At 68.3% G+C, this 20832-nt stretch carries 17 protein-coding genes and 1 pseudogene; 9 read left to right on the top strand and 9 right to left on the bottom strand.

What is annotated here, in order from left to right:
* Positions 1-359: 359 nt before the first annotated feature.
* Positions 360-1910, bottom strand: coding sequence for a glycosyl hydrolase (locus tag ACQEU8_RS04340; RefSeq protein WP_433096965.1), 1551 nt, complete (start codon positions 1908-1910; stop codon positions 360-362).
* Positions 1911-2321: 411 nt separating this feature from the next.
* Positions 2322-3458, bottom strand: a complete 1137-nt coding sequence (locus tag ACQEU8_RS04335) for a cytochrome P450 (RefSeq protein WP_433096963.1) — start codon at positions 3456-3458, stop codon at positions 2322-2324.
* A gap of 406 nt (positions 3459-3864) precedes the next feature.
* Between ACQEU8_RS04335 and ACQEU8_RS04330 the strand changes: the two are divergent.
* A pseudogene (locus ACQEU8_RS04330) lies at positions 3865-4302 on the top strand (transposase); the annotation flags it as partial.
* Positions 4303-5294: 992 nt separating this feature from the next.
* Positions 5295-5444, top strand: a complete 150-nt coding sequence (locus ACQEU8_RS04325; protein ID WP_433096961.1) for a hypothetical protein — start codon at positions 5295-5297, stop codon at positions 5442-5444.
* Between the two features lie 347 nt (positions 5445-5791).
* Here the strand turns inward: ACQEU8_RS04325 and ACQEU8_RS04320 are convergent, their stop codons facing one another.
* Both ACQEU8_RS04320 and ACQEU8_RS04315 read right to left on the bottom strand, forming a co-directional pair.
* A complete protein-coding gene (locus ACQEU8_RS04320; protein ID WP_433096959.1) occupies positions 5792-6814 on the bottom strand; it encodes a zinc-dependent alcohol dehydrogenase family protein in 1023 nt (340 codons plus the stop codon).
* Positions 6815-6915: 101 nt separating this feature from the next.
* On the bottom strand, positions 6916-8199 hold the full coding sequence (locus tag ACQEU8_RS04315) for an MFS transporter (RefSeq protein ID WP_433096957.1): 1284 nt from the start codon (positions 8197-8199) through the stop codon (positions 6916-6918).
* Positions 8200-8426: 227 nt separating this feature from the next.
* Between ACQEU8_RS04315 and ACQEU8_RS04310 the strand changes: the two genes are divergently transcribed.
* Positions 8427-9353, top strand: a complete 927-nt coding sequence (locus tag ACQEU8_RS04310) for a helix-turn-helix transcriptional regulator (protein WP_433096955.1) — start codon at positions 8427-8429, stop codon at positions 9351-9353.
* A 98-nt stretch (positions 9354-9451) separates the two neighbouring features.
* Here the strand turns inward: ACQEU8_RS04310 and ACQEU8_RS04305 are convergent, their stop codons facing one another.
* Positions 9452-10450 carry a zinc-dependent alcohol dehydrogenase family protein gene (locus ACQEU8_RS04305; protein ID WP_433096953.1) on the bottom strand — a complete coding sequence of 333 codons (999 nt, stop codon included), beginning with the start codon at positions 10448-10450 and terminating at the stop codon, positions 9452-9454.
* Positions 10451-10548: 98 nt separating this feature from the next.
* Here ACQEU8_RS04305 and ACQEU8_RS04300 point away from each other — a divergent pair, with 98 nt between their 5' ends.
* A complete protein-coding gene (locus tag ACQEU8_RS04300; RefSeq protein ID WP_433096951.1) occupies positions 10549-11490 on the top strand; it encodes an AraC family transcriptional regulator in 942 nt (313 codons plus the stop codon).
* A gap of 112 nt (positions 11491-11602) precedes the next feature.
* Here ACQEU8_RS04300 and ACQEU8_RS04295 read toward each other — a convergent pair whose 3' ends face one another.
* Positions 11603-12292 (bottom strand): hypothetical protein, encoded by a 690-nt coding sequence (locus ACQEU8_RS04295; RefSeq protein ID WP_433096949.1) that lies wholly within the window; start codon positions 12290-12292, stop codon positions 11603-11605.
* Between the two features lie 521 nt (positions 12293-12813).
* Between ACQEU8_RS04295 and pucD the strand changes: the two genes are divergently transcribed.
* Positions 12814-15138, top strand: a complete 2325-nt coding sequence (gene pucD, locus ACQEU8_RS04290) for a xanthine dehydrogenase subunit D (RefSeq protein ID WP_433102133.1) — start codon at positions 12814-12816, stop codon at positions 15136-15138.
* A gap of 68 nt (positions 15139-15206) precedes the next feature.
* On the top strand, positions 15207-15710 hold the full coding sequence (locus ACQEU8_RS04285; RefSeq protein WP_433096947.1) for a nucleoside deaminase: 504 nt from the start codon (positions 15207-15209) through the stop codon (positions 15708-15710).
* 260 nt (positions 15711-15970) lie between these two features.
* Here ACQEU8_RS04285 and ACQEU8_RS04280 read toward each other — a convergent pair whose 3' ends face one another.
* A complete protein-coding gene (locus ACQEU8_RS04280; RefSeq protein ID WP_433096945.1) occupies positions 15971-16261 on the bottom strand; it encodes a hypothetical protein in 291 nt (96 codons plus the stop codon).
* 100 nt (positions 16262-16361) lie between these two features.
* Here ACQEU8_RS04280 and ACQEU8_RS04275 point away from each other — a divergent pair, with 100 nt between their 5' ends.
* Positions 16362-16535: a hypothetical protein gene (locus ACQEU8_RS04275; protein WP_433096943.1), complete on the top strand. Its 174-nt coding sequence runs from the start codon at positions 16362-16364 to the stop codon at positions 16533-16535.
* On the opposite strand, the gene ACQEU8_RS04270 is transcribed toward ACQEU8_RS04275, so the two are convergent.
* Positions 16532-17527, bottom strand: a complete 996-nt coding sequence (locus ACQEU8_RS04270; protein ID WP_433096941.1) for an EamA family transporter — start codon at positions 17525-17527, stop codon at positions 16532-16534. The two genes, ACQEU8_RS04275 and ACQEU8_RS04270, sit on opposite strands and share 4 nt — an antisense overlap.
* A gap of 40 nt (positions 17528-17567) precedes the next feature.
* On the opposite strand from ACQEU8_RS04270, the gene ACQEU8_RS04265 reads away from it, so the two are divergent.
* Positions 17568-18092 (top strand): MarR family winged helix-turn-helix transcriptional regulator, encoded by a 525-nt coding sequence (locus tag ACQEU8_RS04265; protein ID WP_433096939.1) that lies wholly within the window; start codon positions 17568-17570, stop codon positions 18090-18092.
* Positions 18093-18200: 108 nt separating this feature from the next.
* On the opposite strand, the gene ACQEU8_RS04260 is transcribed toward ACQEU8_RS04265, so the two are convergent.
* Entirely contained in the window at positions 18201-19220 is a 1020-nt protein-coding gene (locus ACQEU8_RS04260; protein ID WP_433096937.1) for a LysR substrate-binding domain-containing protein, read from the bottom strand.
* Positions 19221-19513: 293 nt separating this feature from the next.
* Here ACQEU8_RS04260 and ACQEU8_RS04255 point away from each other — a divergent pair, with 293 nt between their 5' ends.
* Complete coding sequence (locus tag ACQEU8_RS04255; protein ID WP_433096935.1) at positions 19514-20764, top strand: M24 family metallopeptidase; 1251 nt, start codon at positions 19514-19516, stop codon at positions 20762-20764.
* The last annotated feature ends 68 nt before the right edge of the window (positions 20765-20832 follow it).

Here is a 20832-nt window from a genome sequence, read left to right as displayed (position 1 = left end):
GGGAGCAGTCCTTCCCGGGACATGCCGCTGCGCAGGTTAGCGGGAAACCATGTTCAGGCCTAGACCAATGCGGAGGGCTGTTGCCGACAGCGTGGGTCCGCCGATCGTGGCTGGCCCCCGGCCGAGCGGGGCTCTGACGGCGAGCCGGTCAGAGCGGGCGCAGCTCCACGGTGGTCAGCGCCATTGCCAGCGGCCCTGGCACCAGCAACACACCCGGCGCGGAGTCCAGTCCGGGTCTACGACATTGCCGCACCCCAACCGTCGACTCGCCGTGCCCTCCCGGGCACGGCGAGTCCGCCATGGGCGAAGGGGAAGCCTCCCGGAGCGGCGTGGGCCCTCACCGCAGGCCGAGCGGATGGTCAGCGGGCGTCGTTACGGTAGGTCTTCCCGCCGTCGTTCGCGGTGGTGCCGTTGTAGAGGCCGGTGGGGCTGGTCTCGGTCGAGAGGGCGAACCATGCGTAGCGCTTCACGAAGTCCAGGCCCTCCAGCATCTTCGTCGAGGACTTGATGAAGGCTGTCTGCTCCTGCTCGTTCGGGTAGCGGGGAGTGCGCTCGGTGAAGTCGATGAGGGCGTACTCGGTCAGCCAGACCGGCTTCTTGTACCGGTCGTGGACGCGCTTCAAATAGTCGGCCAGTTGGTCGGTGGCGGCGGGCCCGAAGTCGGAGCCGTACCAGTGCACCGGGATGAAGTCGACGCGCAGGCCGCGCTTCTCGGCGCCCTTCATGAAGCGGTCCAGCCAACTGCCGGGCTTGTCGGCGTCGACGGCGACCGCCGGGGCGCCCAGGTTCAGGCCGGTCTTCTCCAGCCGGGGCCACAGATCCAGAGCCTGCTCGGGCGTCATGTTCGCCTGCTGGGGCAAGTCGGGCTCGTTGAAGGTCAGCAGACTCTTTCCCTCCTTCGCGGCCTTGTTCAGCTCGGCGTCGTTGACCGAGTTCGGACCCCAGATGGTCGGGACGTACTCGACTCCCTCCGGCTTGGTGATGCCGTCGCTGGAGGAGGTCCAGTTGTGGTACCAGGACGCGCCGGAGTCCTTCAGCGCCTGGGCGGCGCCGTCGACGGGGTTGAGTCCTACGCCCTTGCGGTGCGCGGGTGCGGGGTCGTCGCCGGATCCGGGCCCGTCGTCGTGGCCGGGGTTCGGCTTGGAGCCGGGTTCGGGCTTCTCGGAGGTGCCGGTGCCGTGGAAGGTGACGGTCAGGCCCTTGCACTTGCTGCATTGGCGTACGACCTGGTTGCCGTTCTCCGCGTCGTGCTTGGACCATCCGTACGCCGTGGGGCACTGCTGTTTCAGCGCTTCGCTGTACGCGGTCTTCGCGTCCCGGTTCGGGTTGATGCACACCTGCGGTTTGCCCGTGCTCTTGTCCTTGGTCAGGTTCTCCGGTGGGCAGTGGGCCAGCAGATCGGTGGGGCAGCCCACCGAGGCGCACTCGCCGCCGTTCTCGGGCGGGGCGACTCCATCGGGAGTGATGGTGATCGGTGCCGAGACGGCATTGACGTAGCTGACGTTGTACCAAGGTGCCTGCTTGTCGGCCGTATCGAAATTGAACTCGGCAAGGCTGGCGGGCTGTTCGCCGGTGGTGCAGCGGTCGGCGAACGGCCCGCAGTCGCCCACGGCACAGTGGAACGTGCTGCCCTCCTCTCCGGAGCAGCCCTGGCGGGCGAAGAACTTGCCACGCCAGTGCCCGGCGCCCGCACGCTCGGGCACGGTGACGGTGGCGGACTGTCCCGGGTCCAGCACCGGCAGGTCGGTGAGCGGGGCGGAGCCGTCGGCGTTCACCGTGGCCCCGACCCAGATACGGTTCTCCGTCTCGTTCCGCAAGGTGACGGTGTGCTCGCGGTCACCAACGGCCGCCGCCCCGGTCATGTGGTCCTTGCGTTTGTCGGAGGATTCTCGGAACTCCGCCGCGGTCACGGCCGAGACTCCGGCGACGACCAGCAGAAGAGCGAACAGCAGCGGTCGGAATGATCGAAGTGGTGTGAGTGGTCTCCCGCGCACAGAACACGCCTCTCGGGCCTCTTGGCCTTTCGGGTTGGAATCGTCTGCGCACGCACACGTATGCGAGCAGGGGACGGTTCATCCCGGGAGGGCGACCACCTGTGGCTCGCCGGGCCATCACTGTCACCGGCAAGAGCCGGTCGCCGGTGATCGGCTACAGCTCAATCTTGAGCGTCACGGTGGCCCGGCGCGGCGGACTTGCCCGCGCACCGGGCCACCAGGTAGCCGGGAATTACGGCTACCACCACCAGCGGCGTGCCGGCTTGTTCGTGAGGACACGCTGGACAGTTGCGAGCATGGGTGTTCACCTCCTTTCGGCTACGTGGGTCATGTCGAGGGATTGGGGCTGCGGTGAAGAACGAAGGGCCGGGGAATGGCAGCGTCGGTCACCATGGGATGTGTGACACCGGCTGAGACGCTTAGGTGCGCCCCTTCGCCCAGGCAATCGAGTGCTTCAGTGACCATGCTGTGTGCGACTGCCGCTGCGGAGCACGTGAACGGGCCGGAGCTGAAAGGCAGATAGGGGCCGCACGTTTGTGGCCGTGACCACCGCTCGGGGCGGAAAGCCCGCGGCTCGGGCCATCGATGCTCGTCGTGGTGCAACAGGTAAGGGCTCACGGACAAGAGCGTGCCGGCGCGGAAGTGAATGCCGCCGAATTCCTGGGAACGAGGAAGGCGGCGTCCCACCATCCAGACCATCGGGCGATACCGAGCAGCCTCGCGTACGACCCGGTCCGTGGGCCACGGCCATGGCGAGCCCGGTGCACTGTGCAGACAGGCCAGCAGCACCGACCACGCCAACGCGTATCCGACGTTGCGTACGACAGACTGATGGATCACCCGATACAGGTCGGATACCGTCCGGTCGGTTGAATTGCCGGGACAGGCGTGGAGAATCGTATCGAGGAGATCCCGCGGCTGTCGGGTGCAGCCCTTTCGACGGCGTTCCCCGACGTGTACGAGCGTCGCTTCGGCCAGCTTGGCCCGCACCATCTCTGCCCGCACCCGCTGCCGTACGAGTGGCTGGCGGACCAGGACTCCGCTGTGCACCGCTTGATGCATCATCCGCCTCAACGCAGGCGCGGCATCCGGGTGCAACAGGAAGTCTGCTGTGCTCTGGAACACCAGGTCGGGGCCGGTGAGGGGCCAGGGGCTGTTGGCGGGCAGTTGGGCGACCGCTTTTGCCATGTTGTCGCGGTAGTCGGACTCGTAGTCGCGTAGAGCATGGCGTACCTCGCGCCCGAGCGTGATCTGAGCCGATCGTGACGGCAGAAGGTCCCCGAAGAATGGAGACCTCCCCGCGTTGAAGTCGGGGTCGTTCAATACGGTGAGTGCCAAGTCGGTATCACTCACACACCAGCCACCCCACGGAAGCTGGAACACCCCCGTGGGGCTGCGGTGGGCGAGGTCTTCCATAAAACCGAGCGGATCCTGCCGGAAGCGGCGCATGTACCCGAGATTCATCAGTCACCTCCTGTGCCATGCGCCTCAACCATTGAAGGACCCCAACTCCACCGATTCCGCCCGTAGTTAACCACTGACGGCGCATGGGAAATATCCGGAGCCCTGAACGAAGAAACGCCCCACGCCGCCGGACCACCCGAACGAGACCCCAGCAATCCGGAGCCGACGCGGTCATGTGACCAATGCCAGTCGCTGGTGCGGCGGCCGCAGCACCACCCACGTCAATGAAAAGGAGCTACGACCGCGCGGGCTCCGGAGAACTACACATCACGCGAGTACACGTCCGCTCTGCCGGTTTCGGAGACGTATTGACTCAAGGGTGACGGACGACGATGGCCGGTTCCGCCTTGGGAGCCCGGGCCGTCTGGGCCCGATCGGCGGACTCCGGCTTGCTGGGCTGAACACCGTGAGCGAGCGCAAGCCCTGCAAGACCAACCTGCCCGACGAGCAGTGGGCGCTGATCGAGCCGGTGATCGCCGCGTGGAAGGCCGCACACTCCTCGGTCATCGGCCACCGGGGCTGGTACGAGATGCGGCAGATCGTCAACGCGCTCCTCTACCAGGGCCGCACCGGCTGCCAGTGGGACCTGCTTCCGCACGCCTGCCGCCGCGTGGCGCGGTGTTGTACTACTTCACCAAGTGGCGCTACGACGGCACTGACCGGACTCTGCTGCTCTGGCAGGTGCGGGAGAAGGGGCGGCGGAAGGCGGACCCGAGCCTGGTGGTGCTCGACACTCAGAGCGTGCACGCGGCGGCCGGGGTGCCCGCGGAGTCGACGGGGCGCGATGTGGCAAAAAGTACCGGGCCGCAAGCGTGGCCTGGCCGTTGACAAGCTGTTTCTGATCCCCTCGCCCCTTGTTGGCAGGCGGGTCGGGGAAACAGGGGCTCCGGCCAGGCTGTCGCGGGTCCCGGCGGCTGCCGTGAGCGCGTCGGTCGAGTGCGGTGAACCTATCCCCCGCGAGGGCCGTTGTGGGGTGCGACAGGACCAGTGAGCGCTCGCCAAGCAGGTGCGTGCCGCCCGCTGTTGGATGAACAGGAAGTGATCGTTGTGCCAGAAACATGGCTCCCTCCTCGCGGACTGCAACCGCGGCACTTCGTCGCCGCAATCCCCCAACGCTGCGACCGGGACGGTAACGACGGCGTGCCGATTCAGGCGCACGAGGTGGAGACGTTGCCTGACGGTCGCCGTGTCCCGCTGGGTGATCTGGGCGAGGCATTGAAAGCGGGGCCCCCAGTCCTTGCGGCAACCATGTCGACGGAATTGCGGGACACGTTCGATTACCACGGGATGCCGCTTCGGACAGTGCAACCGAATGATGGCGGTCCTGAGCTGATATACATGCAGTGGGACGCTTCACCGCGTCCGTCCGGCTGGGAACACGCCTTCATCGCTGACCTTGACGCCGAGTTCGCACGTAATCCTGGTGTCTGGCCTGAACGGTACCCGCGTACTGAGGACGGAACTTGGATTCGGCATTCCCTCGCAGGCCGCAGGCTGGAGCAATTGGAACGCCATGGTTTGACTGCCGAGAACTGGCGGCGCCTGCCGCACTTGCGGCAGGCGCTGGAGCGCCACCACATTCCCATCACTTATGATGACGACGGTCGAGGTCGCGTCGACCGGGACGCCTTCCAGGCCGCCCGCATCCTAGCCGAAGCGCGCCGTGCGGCACTCAACTCATCAGCCTCTTATCAAACCGGTGACCGCCGTCGCCGTGAATCTGGCTCGCCGTCCCCAAGCTCAGCGTCAGGAGTGCAAAACATGCAGCCCCCATCACAACGTCGCCGACGGTGATCTGCGGACCGTCACGCCTCTTTGTTGACGTTGTTGGGCCTGATGAACGTGGTTGTCGTGCTCGCCGCGTCCGGGCACGACAATGCCGCCGGCATCGTGCTGCCGGAGAAGGTCGCGCCGACCGGGGCGATGACCGCGGTGATACTGCGACGGCTGACCGGGGCCACCGCTGCGGCCCGGCGCAGGACATGACCGGCGGGGAACCGACCCTCGGGGCGGTGCTGGCGCGGCTGGAGGACGGTCGTCGAGGGCAGCAGCCGCAAGGGGGGCTGACGCTCGTCAGTGGAGCCTGGAGCGGCACGGGTTCATTACCGCACCGTCCACCCGGCGCACCACCGCCCGTGGAGTACGCCATCACTCCACTGATCGACGAGACCCGCGCCGCTGGAGGCACTGGCGTCGTAGGCCAACCGGAACAGGTCGGCAAGCGCAGCCCCACAGGACGCGTACGACAATTGCCATTGAGCCTGGCAGCAATTGCACGTCCGTTGCCCAACTGGCGTGGCGGTACTGACTGGGCAGGCCCGGGTGGAGGGGGTTCAGAGGGTGAGCATGGCCTTGATGGCGCGGCGTTCGTCCATGGCCCGGTAGGCCTCGGCGGCTCGGTCGAGGGGGAGGGTGAGGTCGAAGACCTTGCCGGGGTTGATCTTCCGCTGCCAGATCAAGTCGATCAGTTCGGGCAGGAAGCGGCGCACCGGGGCCGGGCCGCCCAGCACATGGACCTGGGAGAAGAAGAGCTCCTCGCCGCTGAGGGCGACATCGTGGTTGACGCCGACGAAGCCCATGTGCCCGCCCGGCCGGGTGGACCGGAGGGCCTGCTGCATCGCTTCCTGGGTGCCGACGGCCTCGACGACGGAGTGCGCGCCCAGCCCGTCGGTGAGTTCCTTGACCTGTGTCACGCCGTCGTCGCCGCGCTCGGTGACGATGTCGGTGGCGCCGAACTCGCGGGCGAGCTTTTGCCGCGGCTCGTGGCGGCTCATGGCGATGATCCGCTCAGCGCCGAGCTGCTGGGCGGCCAGGACGGCGAGGAGGCCGACCGCGCCGTCGCCGACGACCGCGACCGCCTTGCCCGGCCCGGCCTCGGCGGCCACCGCGCCGAACCAGCCGGTGCCCAGCACATCGGAGGCGGCCAGCAGGCTCGGGATCAGGTCCGCGTCAGGCGTACCCGGCAGCGGTACGAGGGTGCCGTCGGCATGCGGGATCAGGGCGCGCTCCGACTGGGTGCCGACCTGGGCCATGAAGACGCGGTTCACACAGGACGAGGGGTAGCCCGAGCGGCAGATCCCGCAGGTGCCGCAGGAGGCGACGAACGATCCGACGACGTACTGGCCGGGCTTGACGTCGGCGACCTCGCTGCCGATCTCCTCGACGACGCCGATGTACTCGTGACCCATCGGCATCGGACCCTCGACGGAGTCGACGCCGCGGTAGGGCCACAGGTCCGAGCCACAGACGCAGGCAGCAGTCACGCGGATGATCGCATCCGTGGGGGCAGTGATCTGCGGGTCGGCTATCTCCTCCACCCGGACGTCGCCGGGGGAGTGGAGAAGGGTTGCGCGCACGGTGGTGCTCCTTGGTTGTTGGTATCTGCTGAGTGGTTGGTGTCTGCGCAGCGGGAGGCCCGAGCCGGGGGCGGCTCCGGTGCCGTGCGCTCTTGTTGGACTCAAGGGGTCCGGGCGGATGCGGTGCCCGCACTGCCGGTGCCCCGTACGACTGAGGCCGCCGGACGGCGGCGCTGTACGCGAGCGATCGCGACCGTGGGAATCAGGGTCAGCGCGGCGATGACCGTGCCCACTGCGGCGGGGCCGGTCACCCCGAGCGGGGAGCCGAGGGCAACGCCGGCGATCCAGGAGCCGACTGCGGTGCCGAGGTTGAACGCCGAGACGGTCAGGGCGGACCCCAGGGTGGGAGCCTGGCCCGCGAAGCGGACGGCAAGCGAGATCAGCACCGGGTTGGCGCCGAGCCCGCACAGCCCGAGCAGCGCGACCAGCACGATGGTGAGCCCCGCGAAGCCGGACAGCAGGCAGACCGCCAACAGCAGGGTGGTCGTGGCCGCGGCCGCCGTGATGGTCGTCGTATACGGGCGGACGTCTCCAAACCGGCCGCCGATCAGGAAGCCCGCCATCGCGCCGGCACCGAAGCCGACAAGGACCAGCGGAACCAGACCGGTCGCGAGATGGGCCCGGTCGGTCAGCAGCGGGGATATGTAGGTGTAGGTGGAGAGTACGCCGCCGGTGGTGGTTGCGCAGGCCGCCAGCGCCAGCCACAGACGGCCGGAGCGCAGGGCGGACAGCTCGGACCGGATCGACACCGGCTGATGGCCGGGGCCGTCGTGCGGCACACAGCGCGCGATCAGCACCGTGGCGGCGATGGCAAGGACCGCGAGAGTCCAGAACGGGCCACGCCAGCCCAGCAACTGCCCGGCGAAGGCACCGGCCGGCACCCCCACGACGTTCGCGAGCATGGCGCCGGAGCCCACCACCCCCAGCGCGCGGGAACTCGCGGCCGGACCGGCGGCGCGTGCGGCCACCACGTTGGCCACCGCCCAGAACGCCCCGGTCGCCATCGCGGTCAGGAAGCGCGCAGCCAGCAGCAGCGCGAAGTCTGTACCGAGCGCAACGATGATGTGACCGGCGGCGAACACGGCCAGGGCCAGGACGAGCGTCCAGCGACTGGGCAGCCGCAGCGTCAGCATCGCCATCAGCGGCGCGCCGATGACCATCCCGAGAGCGAAGACTGTGATCAGCAGCCCGGCCTGGGCCACGCTCACCTGTAGGTCACCGGCCATCTCCGGCAGCAGGCCCGCCACGACGAACTCGGTCGTGCCCATCAGGAAGGTGCCCAACGCCAGCACGTGGATCACCGGCGGCAGCCGGTCGGCCATCCGGTCACGTTCTGCGACGCGTACGTCACCGGGGGCGGGGAGGGTCCCTCCTCGCATGCTCATTCGTTCTTCTCCGTACGGGGTCGTGGTCGAGGCACAGGCTCGTGGTCGAGTCGAGCCACAGGCCCGTGGTCGAGTCGAGCCACAGGCCCGTGGTCGAGTCGAGCCACAGGCTCGTGGTCGAGCTGTCGACCCCACGAAACCGGCCTCCGCGCCCGCGGAGAAGGTCGCGTTTATGGGGGGTACCAGCTCAACCTCCCTCCACGGCGGCGCGTGGCTACGGTGGAGGTATGGACCAGCGCCCCGACAACCGCTCCGACATCCGGGACTTCCTCGCCAGCCGGCGAGCCAAGATCACCCCGGAGCAGGTCGGGCTGCCGACCAGCGGTCGGCGCCGGGTTCCGGGACTGCGCCGGGAGGAAGTCGCCGTCCTCGCGGGCGTGAGCACCGAGTGGTACACCCGGCTGGAGAAGGGCCACATCAACGAGGTGTCCGAGGACGTGCTCGCCGCGGTCGCCCAGGCGCTGCGGCTGGACGAGGACGAGCGCACCTACCTGTTCGACCTGGCCAAGGCCGCCCGGCCCGTCCGCCGCACCCCTCAGCGCCGCAAGGACGTCGAGGTCCCGCCGCGCATCCAGTGGCTGCTCGACTCCATGACAATGTCCTCCGCCTTCGTGCGCAACGGCCGTATGGACGTCATCGCCCACAACGCGCTGGCCCGAGCCGTGCACGCGCCGATGTTCGACAGCCACACCGCCCATGAGAACGGCCGCGCCAACATCGCCCGCTACATCTTCCTCGACCCCGGCGCCCACCACTTCTACGTCGACTGGGACGCCGCCGCATCCGCCACCGCCGCGCTGCTACGCGCCGAAGCCGGGCGCGAGCCGCACGACCGGGCACTGCGTGATCTCATCGGCGAACTGTCCACCCTAAGCGCCGAGTTCCGCACCCAGTGGGCCGCACACGATGTCCGCATCCGCCACGACGGCATCAAACGGCTCAGGCACCCTGAGGTCGGCGACCTGGAGCTGACCTACCACTCCCTGGACCTGCCGCTGCCCAACCGGGCCGTACACGACCTCACCGTCTACGCCGCCGAACCGGGCACCGCCTCAGAAGAGGCCCTGCGTCTGCTTGCCTCTTGGGCCGCCGCCACCCGAGGCACCCCCTCCCGGACGTCGAGGGAAGACTTCCGCGGCTCGTCCCGGAAGTGAGTTCCGCCAACTGGTGCATTTCGGCTGGGTGATGCCTGCACCCTTGGGCCGGTCCTAGGCGGTTTCGTTTGGATCACCATTCAGCCGCCGCCTGTGCCCTACAGGGTCACGAGGATCTTGCCGGTGTGCGCGTTGGACTCCATCAGCCGGTGCGCGTCGGCAACGCGGTCCAGCCCATCGAAGGTCTCGGCGATCACGGGCGCCAGCGTGCCGTCGGTCAGTCCCGAGCCGATGTATGCGGCGGCCCGCCGCCGCAGGTCGGAACGCTCCACGAGAGTGCCGTTGTTGTACATGTGCACCGTCTGGGGCCAGTTCAGACCCAACTGTGCCGGACGCGGGTCGAGCCAGCCGTACAGCACCGCCGTGCCGCGGGGGGCGAGGGCGTCGCCGAGTGCGGCGAAGCCGGGACCGCCGATGGCGTCGAAGACGATCTCCGCGCCCTTGCCCCCGGTGATCCGACGGACCTCTGCAACCAGGTCCTCGGAGTCCGTCGCGATCACATGGGCCGCGCCGAGCTCCAAGAGCCGCTGCCGCTTCCGCGGGCCGCGCGTGGTGGCGATGGGGATCGCGCCGTGCCGCAGGGCCGTCTGGATCGCGGCCGTGCCGACACCGCTCGACGCGCCGGTGATCACCACATGGTCGCCGGGGGCCATCCCGGCGGTCTCCACCAGCCCGCCGTATGCGGTTGTGTACGTCAGCCAGGCCGCAGCCGAGGTCACGGCGTCGGCACCGACGAGGCGATGCACCACCGACTCCTGCGGCAACACAACCCGCTCGGCGTACACCCCGTGGACCCCAAAGTCGAAGTTGGCCGCGGCCATCACCGGGTCGCCAGGCACGAAGCCGGTCACGCCCTCGCCGACCGCCTCGACGACCCCGGCAGCCTCGTAGCCGAGTCGTGAGCCGGGCAGGGTGGGCGCGTAGTAGTAAGTGCCCGCGCGGAAGAGGGCGTCGGCGCGGTTGAGGCCGATCGCCTCCACGCGGAACAGCACCTCACCGGGGCCGGGCGGGCCGAGCGGCACGTCCTCGACGCGAAGCACCTCGGGGCCGCCGAGTTCGTGGAAGAGAACTGCCTTGGTGTGAAGGGGAGTCGTCATGGAGACGACGCTATGTATCAGCCGCGAGACGATCCATGTCGCAATGTCTTCCCCTACTGTCCGATCGTCTCGCAGAGCGTATGCCGTACGGTTCGAGCATGGATGTGCTCAGCGACGCGGTCGCCGCCATGCGCACGGGACGACCGCACTCCTCCCGCACGGCGCAGACCGGTCCGTGGGGCGTGCGGTTCCCCGCCTCGCAGGGCGCCGGATTCCACGTCGTACTCCAGGGCGCGGCCTGGCTCCTGCGCCCCGGGGAAGCCGCTCCGGTGCCCCTCGGGCCCGGCGACGTGGTCTTCCTGCCGCACGGCTACGGGCACGCCCTGGCCAACCATCCCGACACTCCCTTGGAGAACTTCGCGCTGGAGCCCGACGGCTCCTGGCCGGTGCTGCCGGATCCCGGTCCCGGTCTGGACGACGCGGACACCGTGCTGCTCTGCGGTGCCTACCAGTTGAACCGGTCGCGGGCGCACCCGCTGCTCTCGGAGCTGCCCCCAGTCGTCCATATCCGGTCCGGGATCGGGACGCAGGACGGCCTCCGGTCCGCCCTCGACCTGCTAGGCGCGGAACTGGCGGATCCGCACCCCGGCTCCGACGCGATCGTCTCCGGCCTCCTGGACACGCTGCTGGTGTACCTGCTGCGCACCTGGTGGCTGCGGAAGTCCCCGGAAGGGCGGGAGGCGACGGGCTGGGCGGCAGCCCTGCGGGACCCCGCGGTGACCACCGCACTGCAGGCGATGCACTCCGACCCGGCCCTGCCCTGGACCGTGGACAAGCTGGCCTCCCATGTCGGCCTGTCCAGGGCCGCATTCGCGCGCCGCTTCACCGCCCTGGTGGGCAGATCGCCCTTGGCCTACCTGACCTGGGTGCGCATGACGGCGGCGGGCCGACTGCTGCGCTCGGGCGATACGCCGCTGCGCATCGTGGCGGAACGCGCGGGCTACACCTCGGAGTTCGCCTTCGCCAAGGCGTTCAAGCGCGAGTACGGCATCCCACCGGGGAAGTACCGTCAGCGTCCCGCGGCCGCCGCCGACCGCTAGGCGGTTTCGTTTGGATCACCGGCGGTCCAAGCGTCTGCCAGAACGCTCCAGCTCGGTGGGGGTGTGGTGGGGTTGGCCGTCGCGCCGTGAGAAGGGCCGCCTGCAAACCGTCCTATGGCGCAGATCCACCGGGCGCCAATGGTGAGCTGAGCAGGGCGGGGAAGTGGCGGCGCCAGGTGGCATCGACGCGCGGGGCGGCACCGGACCACGCCGGGCGGCAGGCGGAGCCCTCCCGATGAGCTTCGCGGGGAAGGTACCCCTCGAAGAGACACCGTTCCCGGAACCTGCCGTCGATCACCGTGGCACACTCGGTGACGGGCGAGATCCCCTCATGCGGTACGGCGCTGAACGCCCCGTCGTCCCACCGAAAGGCCGCTCGGGCAAGGTAGTCGACACCGCGGGCAGTGAGCAGTTCACCGTTCATGAAGAGGGCGGCGTGTTCGTGCCCGAGCACACCACCGAAGGTGCTGTCGCTGACGAGCAGGACGGGCGCGGCCAGGCTGAGGAACGACCCAAGGTGGTAGTCCGACGCGTCGAAGGCGTCCAGCGGGTCGGGTTCGCCCGGCACGGCGGCAGCCACGCGCCAAGCGCCCGGGTCAGCGGGTTTCAGCGCGGATTCGTTCACCGCGAGGCGACCGTTGGTCCCGTACGCCAGCTGCCACGGGTCAGGCAGTACCCACCCGTCCGGCAGGCCATTCCCGCGCGTCCGCAGGGCATGGCCCGAGCCTCCGGGGATCACCACGTCGAACAGCGCGAACACATCAGCATCAAGCGTGAACACACCGGCCAGATCGAAACCCATCGGAGGACCGTCTCACGCAGGAGTGTCTCCCGCACAGCGGATTGAGCCACCTCTGGTCCACATGGTGATCCAGACGAAACGCCCTGGCGCGTGTCCGGCGGGTCATGCCCGTTGTTCCGGGAACGGGGTTCCCTGACCGACGTTCGCGGGCTGCGGGTGGATTGTGGTTGTGGGGGCACCTCCCGGCCGGAGGCTGGGGGAGCCGTTCCCCGCGCCCCTGACGGGGCGCGTGTCCCCCTGCGGGGTACGCAAGCTCCGCCGGCCACCCCCGCCCAGATACGACGAGCGCAGGCTGACCGGCCTTTGTAGGAGTCTACGAAGAGACGGTCTCAGCCTGCGGATTTTTCATGTCTTCGGTCCTTGGCCGACTGCACTTGGTTGGCGGTGTACTCCCTCTCACGAGTTGCGACGAAGCAAGGGATGGGTGCCGTGGACCGACCCGCTCCGCACGTACTCACTTGACCCAAATCCACTTGGCCCGAACTCCGGCTGCCGAGTATCCAGACAGTGGAGGCTTTCTGATGGCCGACCAGACATCTCCTGCCCGCGCTCCGCAGGATCTCAACGAGTTGATCACCGGTGGGATCGGCGACAGTCCGCTGCGGCCGGACGGAACGCTCAAGGTGCGCGGGGAGTACGCCTATTCCTCGGATTTGTGGGCGGAGGACATGCTCTGGGGCGCGACACTGCGCAGCCCGCACCCCTATGCGCGGATCAAATCGATCGATATCGGTCCCGCGCTCAAGCACCCCGGCGTATACGCGGTGCTGACCCATGAGGACGTCCCCGGCGAGAACATCTACGGCCTGAAGGTCGCCGATACGCCGGTGCTTGCCGAGGACGTCGTGCGCTACAAAGGCGAGCCGGTTGCCCTTGTCGCCGCCGATCACCCGGAGACCGCCCGGCGCGCGCTGGAAAAGATCGTGGTCGACTACGAAGTGCTCGAGCCGATCACCGACCCGGAGCGGGCCGCGCACGACGACACGCTGCCCAAGTTGCACCCCGAGGGAAACGTGGTGCGCTATCAGCCGATCATCAAGGGTGACCCGGATGCCGAGGCGGACGTCGTGGTGTCCGATGTTTACACCCTGGGCATGCAGGACCAGGCGTTCCTCGGGCCGGAATCCGGATTGGCCATCCCGGCCGAGGACGGTGGGGTCGACCTGTTCATCGCCACCCAGTGGCTGCACGTGGACCAGAAGCAGACGGCGCGGGCACTCGGACTCCCGGTCGAGAAGGTGCGCTTCACCATGTCCGGTGTCGGCGGTGCTTTCGGCGGCCGCGAGGACCTTTCCATGCAGATCCACTCCTGCATGCTGGCTCTGCACACCGGTAGGCCCGTCAAGATGGTCTACAACAGGGAGGAGTCCTTCTACGGCCACGTGCACCGGCATCCGGCGAAGATGTACTACGAGCACGGCGCGACCAAGGACGGCAAACTCGTTTACATCAAGGCGCGGATGTACTTCGACGGCGGCGCGTACGCCTCCAAGACTCCGGTCGTGGTCAGCAATGCCACGTCGTTGGGCACTGGCCCTTACGAGGTGCCCAACGTCAATATCGAGGGCTGGGGCCTGTATACGAACAATCCGCCGTGCGGCGCGATGCGTGGCCTCGGCGCCGTGCAGCCCGCATACGCCTACGAGTCCCAAATGGACAAACTCGCCAAGGCGTTGGGAATGGACCCGGTGCGGCTGCGTCAGCTGAACTCCGTCGAGGAGGGCTCGACCCTGCACACCGGGCAGGTGCTGGATTCCCCCGCGCCGGTCGCGGAACTGCTGGAACGGCTGAAAAGGCTCCCGCTGCCACCGGAGGACCGGACCAACGCAGTGGATATCCGGAACATGCCGGGTGGTATATCCAACACCACGCATGGCGAAGGCGTTGTCCGGGGTGTCGGCTACAGCGTGATCATCAAGAACATTTCCTATGCGGAAGGCGCCGACGACTACTCCACGGCGCGGGTGCGGTTGCAGGCCATAGGCGGCGAGCCGGTAGCGATGGTGCACACCGCGGCGGCCGAAGTCGGACAGGGCCTGGTCACCGTGCAGCAGCAGATCGCCCGCAGCGAACTCGGCGTGGAGCGGGTGAACATCCACCCGAACGACACCAACGTCGGGGATGCGGGGTCGAGTTCGGCTTCGCGGCAGACCTACATCACCGGCGGTGCCGTCAAGAACGCGTGCGAAGCCGTCCGCGAGGTGCTCTTCGACCGGGTCGCCCGGCGTTTCGGCGAAAAGCCCGCGGATTTGTCGCTCACCGGTGGCAAGGTCATCTCCAAAGTCACCGGTGTCCTCGCCGATCTGGTCGACGTTCTCGGCGATGACGTGATCGAGGAAACCAGGGAATACCACCACTTGCAGACATACGAAATGGACCCGGTCACCGGACAGAGCCGGCGGGTGCACGTCCAGCACGGCTACTCCGCGCACCGGGCTGTGGTGGACGTGGACACCGAGTTGGGCCTGGTCAAGGTCGTGCAGCTGGACTGTGCGCAGGACGTCGGCAAGGCGATCAACCCGGACGCTGTCGTCGGGCAGATCCACGGTGGTTCCGCACAGGGGCTCGGCCTTGCCGTGATGGAGGAGATCCAGGTCAAGGACGGCCAGATCCGCAATCCCTCATTCACCGACTATCTGATCCCCACCATTCTGGACGTGCCACCGATGACGGTGGATGTGATCGAGAGGGGCGACCCGAACTCGCCGTACGGTGTGCGTGGTGTCGGCGAACCTCCCACCATTTCCGCCACCCCGGCAGTCGTGAACGCCATCCGCAATGCGACGGGATTGAACCTGACCCACACCCCGGTCGCACCGGAGCACATTTGCGGCATCGAGCCGTGATGATTCCCCGCGGGTGTGGCTGAGCATCCGGGAGTTAGTCCTTCAACCGTCTCCAATTAGGAGTGAACGTGACCACGCATACCCAGGAAACGAGCAGCCAGGAACTCGAACGAGCCTGGATGGCCGAGGCAATCAGGCTGGCCACCCACAGCGTGACGAACGGCGGCGGTCCGTTCGGCGCACTGATAGCCAAGAACGGCGAGATAGTCGCGACCGGGAACAACCAGGTCACCGCGACCCTGGATCCAGTGGCGCACGCCGAGGTGAGCGCGATGCGTGCCGCCTGTAAGCAACTGGACACCTTCTCGCTCGAAGGCTGCGTCCTGATCACCTCGTGTGAGCCGTGTCCGATGTGCCTTTCCTCTGCACTGTGGGCGCGAGTCGACCGGATCGTCTATTCCGCCGATCGGAACGATGCGGCAGTGGCCGGATTCGACGACCGCAAGTTCTACGATCTGTTCGAAAAGAAGCCCGCGTCGATGTGGCCGATGCTGGTCGAGCAATTGGACCTGCCGAACCGTACGGCGCCATTCGACGCCTGGCTCGCCAAATCCGACCGCATCGACTACTGAATACCCCGGGGGCCGCCTCCAGGGACTTCGCCGTCACGCGGCGCAGGTGCCGGGCCCAGGAGGCGGCCCCCGGTCTCGCTGGTCGACGCGAACCCGTACGACACAACCGGGCCTCCCGATCAGATGCTCCGCATGGGCTTCTTGCATTCCTGCGGTTCGCGCTCGGCAGCCCTGTAGGACGGCAGCATTCGTAACGCGGCGAGCGGCGCATCAGGGGAGATGCGAAATCACGGTGCTGCTCTATTGGCTGTGAGGCGGAGTCACTTGCCCTTGGCGAGCTGATCGACACGCGGGACCGACAGACCGAGCAACTCCGCGATTTCCCGCAGCTTCATGTGCTCGCGCAACTGGACTACCGCCTCTCCCCGGACTGACTTCACGCGTCGGGCCGCTTCGGGTAGGAGGTCGTCGGCCAAAGCTCGGGCCGTCACCTCGCGGTCGGCCGGGTCGGTGATGGAGTCAAGGCAGGCAAGCGCGGCCTCGATGTGTGCAGCCATGGCCGCGCGCACTCCGGGGGCCACATGTGGGAAGGGGCCGGGCGTGTCGGTCATACGGTAAGCCTACGACGCTCGGGAGCCCCTCTTCTACCCCCTCTTGATTTCCTTCTATCCCCCCTAAAAAATGGGCCTACGCCGACAGCGAGGGGGGTTCATGAGCAAGGACGACGTGGCCCTCATCCTGACGGCTGTGTCGGCGCTGTCCAGCGTGATCATCGCGATTGGGACCATCACGTCCGTCTGGATCGCCCGAGAGGCGACCAGGCAACGGAGCAAACAACGGGGTAAGCGCCGCCGCTGGAACCGTACGAGAGAGCGCAAGGATTAGGCCGCGTCCGGCGGATCTTGGCCGGCCCTCGCCGCTGTTCCGGTATGGGGGTGCCCCTGTCCGGCGCTTGCGGGCTGCGGGTTGGTTGTGGCTGGTCGCGCCGTTCCCCGCGCCCCTTCGGGGCGCGTCCCCCTGCGCTGCGAAGCCGCGCGATTGGGTCGGCCGAGGGCGGCTCCGGTCAGGACGAGTACCAGGCCGCACAGTTGCTGGACCGTCAGCACTTCTCCGGCGACCGCTGTGCCGAGCAGTACGCCCGTGACGGGGTTGAGCAGGCCGATCAGTCCCACCGTCCCGGCGGGCAGGTGGCGTAGTCCGGTGAACCAGGCGGCGAAGGCCAGCGCGGTGGCGATCAGGGCGACATAGCCGAATGCAAGGAGCGCCGGTGTGGAGAGCGCGGGCGGAGGCCCCTCCACGGCTGCGGCGACCGGCAGCAGGAACAGGCCTCCGGCGGTGAGTTGCCAGGCGGTCGAGGCGAGCACATCGACACCGGCGCTCCACCGCTTGGCCAGGATGTAGCCGAACGACGACACCAGCATGGCCGCGGCCGAGAGACAGATCCCCGGCACGCTTGCTCCTTCGACTCCCGTGAGCAGCATGAGGCAGACCCCGCCGAGCCCGATCGCGGCGCCGGCCAGGTGCGCGGTGCCGGGACGCTCGGACACCAGGGCCCAGGCGATGAGCATCATCGTCAGCGGGGACACCGCCATGACGGTGGAGGCGACGCTTGTCGGCAGCAGTTGGGAGGCGGCATAGACGAGTACGAAGAACACGCTCACGTTGAGCAGTCCGAGCACTGCCGACCGCCACCACCACGTGCCGTGCGGCAGCTGCCTGCACAAGCCCAGCAGGATGAGCCCGGCGGGAAGCGCCCGCAGAGCGGCCCCGTACAGCGGGTGGTCCGCCGGCAGGAACTCGTGAGTGACGAAGTAGTTGGTTCCCCAGGCCACCGGCGCGACCGCGGTCAGCGCCACCCACCGCATATTGGCTTCCATGGAAGATAATATAGCTTCCCAGGAAGCTACCATGGTGTGCATGGAGGCTCGTCAACAACTGGACCGTGTAGCCCGCATCCAGGCCGACTGGCGCCGCGAACGGCCCGACCTCGACGTCAGCCCGCAAGGAGTGATCGGCCGACTGCACCGCTTGGCCGACCGGCTCACCAAGGAGCTCTGCCTCGTCTACGGCCGTTACGGCCTCAGCGAGGGAGAGTTCGACGTCCTCTGTGCACTGCGCCGCGCCGGTGAGCCCTACGAACGCGCACCTGGCGAGCTCGCCGCGCACACCATGGTCACCACCGGCGCGATGACGAAGAGAATCGATCGCCTGGAGCGAGCCGGACTCGTCACCCGCCGCCAGTCCGACGACGACCAACGCGGCCGGATCGTCGCCCTCACCACACCTGGGCGCGAACTGATCGACCGAGCGTTCACCGACCACATGCGCAACGAACGCCACTTGCTGGATCTGCTGACGCCGACCGAGGCCGAGGCGCTCGAAACGCTGCTCACCAGTTGGCTCTCCCGTCTGGAGGATCCGCGTCCGGCCGACAGTGAGTGAGACAGCCCAGGGCTGGCCCGATCAGGGGGTGCCCGTGCCGGATGCGTGCGGGCTGCGGGTTTGTTGTGGCTTGTCGCGCAGTTCCCCGCACCCCTTCGGGGCGCGGTCCTAGTCTTCGTCGGGCGGAGATTCGAGCAGTCGGAGCGTGGTGGCCGTGTCCAGTGCGGCGCGGATGAAGGCGCGCTCCGAGGGGCGGTCCCTGGTCGAGGTTCGTCGGATGACGGTGATCCGGCGCTTGATCGGGTCGCGGAAAGGGAAGACGTCGACGCCCGCGGGCCGCAGCGGCAACGCGAGTTCGGCGACCAGAGTGACGCCGAGACCCGCCGCCACCATCGCCATCGCTGTTGCCTGCTCGTCTATCTGGTGCGCGATGTGGGGCGTGAAGCCGGCCGCCCGGCACACCGACAACAGGGCGCGGCCGAACTCGGTATCGGTCCCGGACGCGACCCAGGAGCACTCGGCCAGGTCCGCGAGCTCAACGGGGGCGCCCCAGACCGCACGGTCCTCGTCGGTGCGCCGCGGCAGAGCGGTGGTCGGGAGAGGGCGCTCAGCGAAGCCTCCCGGTTCCGCGGGGGTGTTCAGGCTCCCGTGCGGGGCGACGAGGTGGAGCTGTTCCACACCGATGAGCGTGCACTCCAGGGCGCTGTCCCGGGCGCCGCAGCCGGGTGCGGCCGGATAGTCCAGCACGAACGCCAGGTCGAGGTCGCCGTCCCGTACGGCCGACTGCGTCTCCTCCGGTACGACCTCCCTGGTCTTGACCCGTACGCCGGGGTGCCGTTCGGCGAGGGTCGCCAGAGTGGGTGGTACGAGGGTGCCCGCGAGGGTCGCCAGTACGCCCACGGTGAGGTCGGCGGTGAGGGTTTCCCTTGCCTGTTCGAGTGCTATCCGGGCGCGCTCCTCGGCGGCCAGGATCCCCTCGGCGTGCTGCGCGAGCACACGCCCGGTCTCCGTCAGCCGTACGCGGCGTCCGACCTGCTCCAGCAGCGGTACGCACACCTCGCGTTCCAGCGCCGCCAACTGCTGGGAGACGGCGGAGGGCGTGTAGTGGAGCGCCGCTGCCGCTGCGGTGATGGTGCCGCACCGGGACAGCTCCCGGAGCATCCGCAGGCGATTCAGCGAGAGCTCCATTAACCGAACCTTAAGCATTCGCTGAAGGATTTCCCAATAGACGTGAAGGAATTCGGTGAACGAGACTGCGTGCGCGGCGAGAAGCGGAGGTCGGCCGACCTCGCCCCGCAGCCCGACCTCGTTCATCCACCTGTCTCAGCGATCACGCCGGTCCTCGTATACGTCAACACCGAGGCACAGCCGGGAAACGGCCGAACGCGGCGGCACCGCTCGTTGCGGCACGCCCGGCGCAGCCCGAGCACCGAGCCCACCGAACGGTCCCCCGGAAATTCTTCAAACAGGAAGAGGGTCACATGGGCACCACAGAGCACGGCGGACACGGCCCGGACATCACTCGGCTCGGCAACGCTCCGTCGCCGGGCTGGCTCACCGAGGAGGCCGCGGCGTCGATACGGGCCGCCGAGGGCCCCGCGTTCGACGAGGCCGAGTACGGAGCGCGGCTGAGCGAGCTACGCGGTCGCATGGAGCGGCTGCCGCTGGACGCGATGCTGGTCTTCCGCCCCTCCAGCGTGGAGTACCTGTGCGGCTATCACACAGCGGAGACAGCTCCCCAACCGCTGCTGGTCACCGCCTCCGACACCCATCTCTACCTTCCCGACCTGGAAGTCGGACGGGCGCTGGCCAGCTCGGTGGCCGGGAATCTCCACTACTGCGGTTACGCGGACGCACTGCGCGGACTCGAACTCTTCCTCCAGCACGCGGCTTCGGTGCTCCCCAAGGGCGCTCGGGTCGGGGTCGAGATCGGGCATGCCTCCACGCCCCCGCGCGCGCTGGACATCCTGCGCGATCTCGGTCTGACGGTCGTGCACCCCGACTACCTCGTCGAACGGGCCCGGCTGGTGCTCTCACCAGCCGAGCTGCGCCGGGTGGAGGAGGCAGCCGCAGTGACACAGCAAGGGGTGGAAGCGGGAGTGGCCGCCACCCGCGCGCCCGGCGCCACCGACTCCTCCGTAGCCGCCGCGATCGCCGCGGCACTGTACGGCGAGGCCGACTCACCCTCCGCCTGGGGGCCGGTCGTCGCCACCGGGCAGCGCGGCGGCATCCCGCACTCCAGCTGGGTGGGAAGGGAGTTGGGCAGCGGCCCCACCTTCATGGAGTTCGCCGGCACCCGGACGCGCTACCACGCGCCGGTGATGCGCACCGTGGTTCGGGACGGAGCGCTGAGCGCCGCGGACCAGCGGCTGGCCGAGCTCGCGCGTACCGCCGTCGCCGCCGTGCTGGAGACCGCAGCGGACGGCGTCACAGCCTCGCAGGTCGCCGTCCAGGCGGGGAAGGCGCTCGGCCCGCTCCCGGACGACGTCATGTTTCACCAGCTCTTCGGATATCCCGTCGGCCTGGCCCACAAACCGCACTGGATGGACGGCGCCCCGTTCTATCTCACTCCCGACAATCACGAACCTCTGGTGAGCGGCATGGTGTTCCACATTCCCGGCTCATTCCGTTCCTTCGGCACGTCGGGGGTCGGACTGAGCCAGACCTTCGTCGTGGAGGAGCGCGGCACCCGAGTACTCACCCACGGCCCTGCGGACATCATCGAAGTGTGAATCCGCGATGACGATACGGCGGAGCTTCGATGTTCGTCGTCGAGTACAGCCCCGGACCGGCGCCGCGG

Origin of the sequence: Streptomyces sp. CA-250714 (assembly GCF_050936705.1) — a bacterium.
Classification (GTDB): Bacteria; Actinomycetota; Actinomycetes; order Streptomycetales; family Streptomycetaceae; genus Streptomyces.
This window is presented reverse-complemented; position numbering and strand designations above follow the sequence as displayed.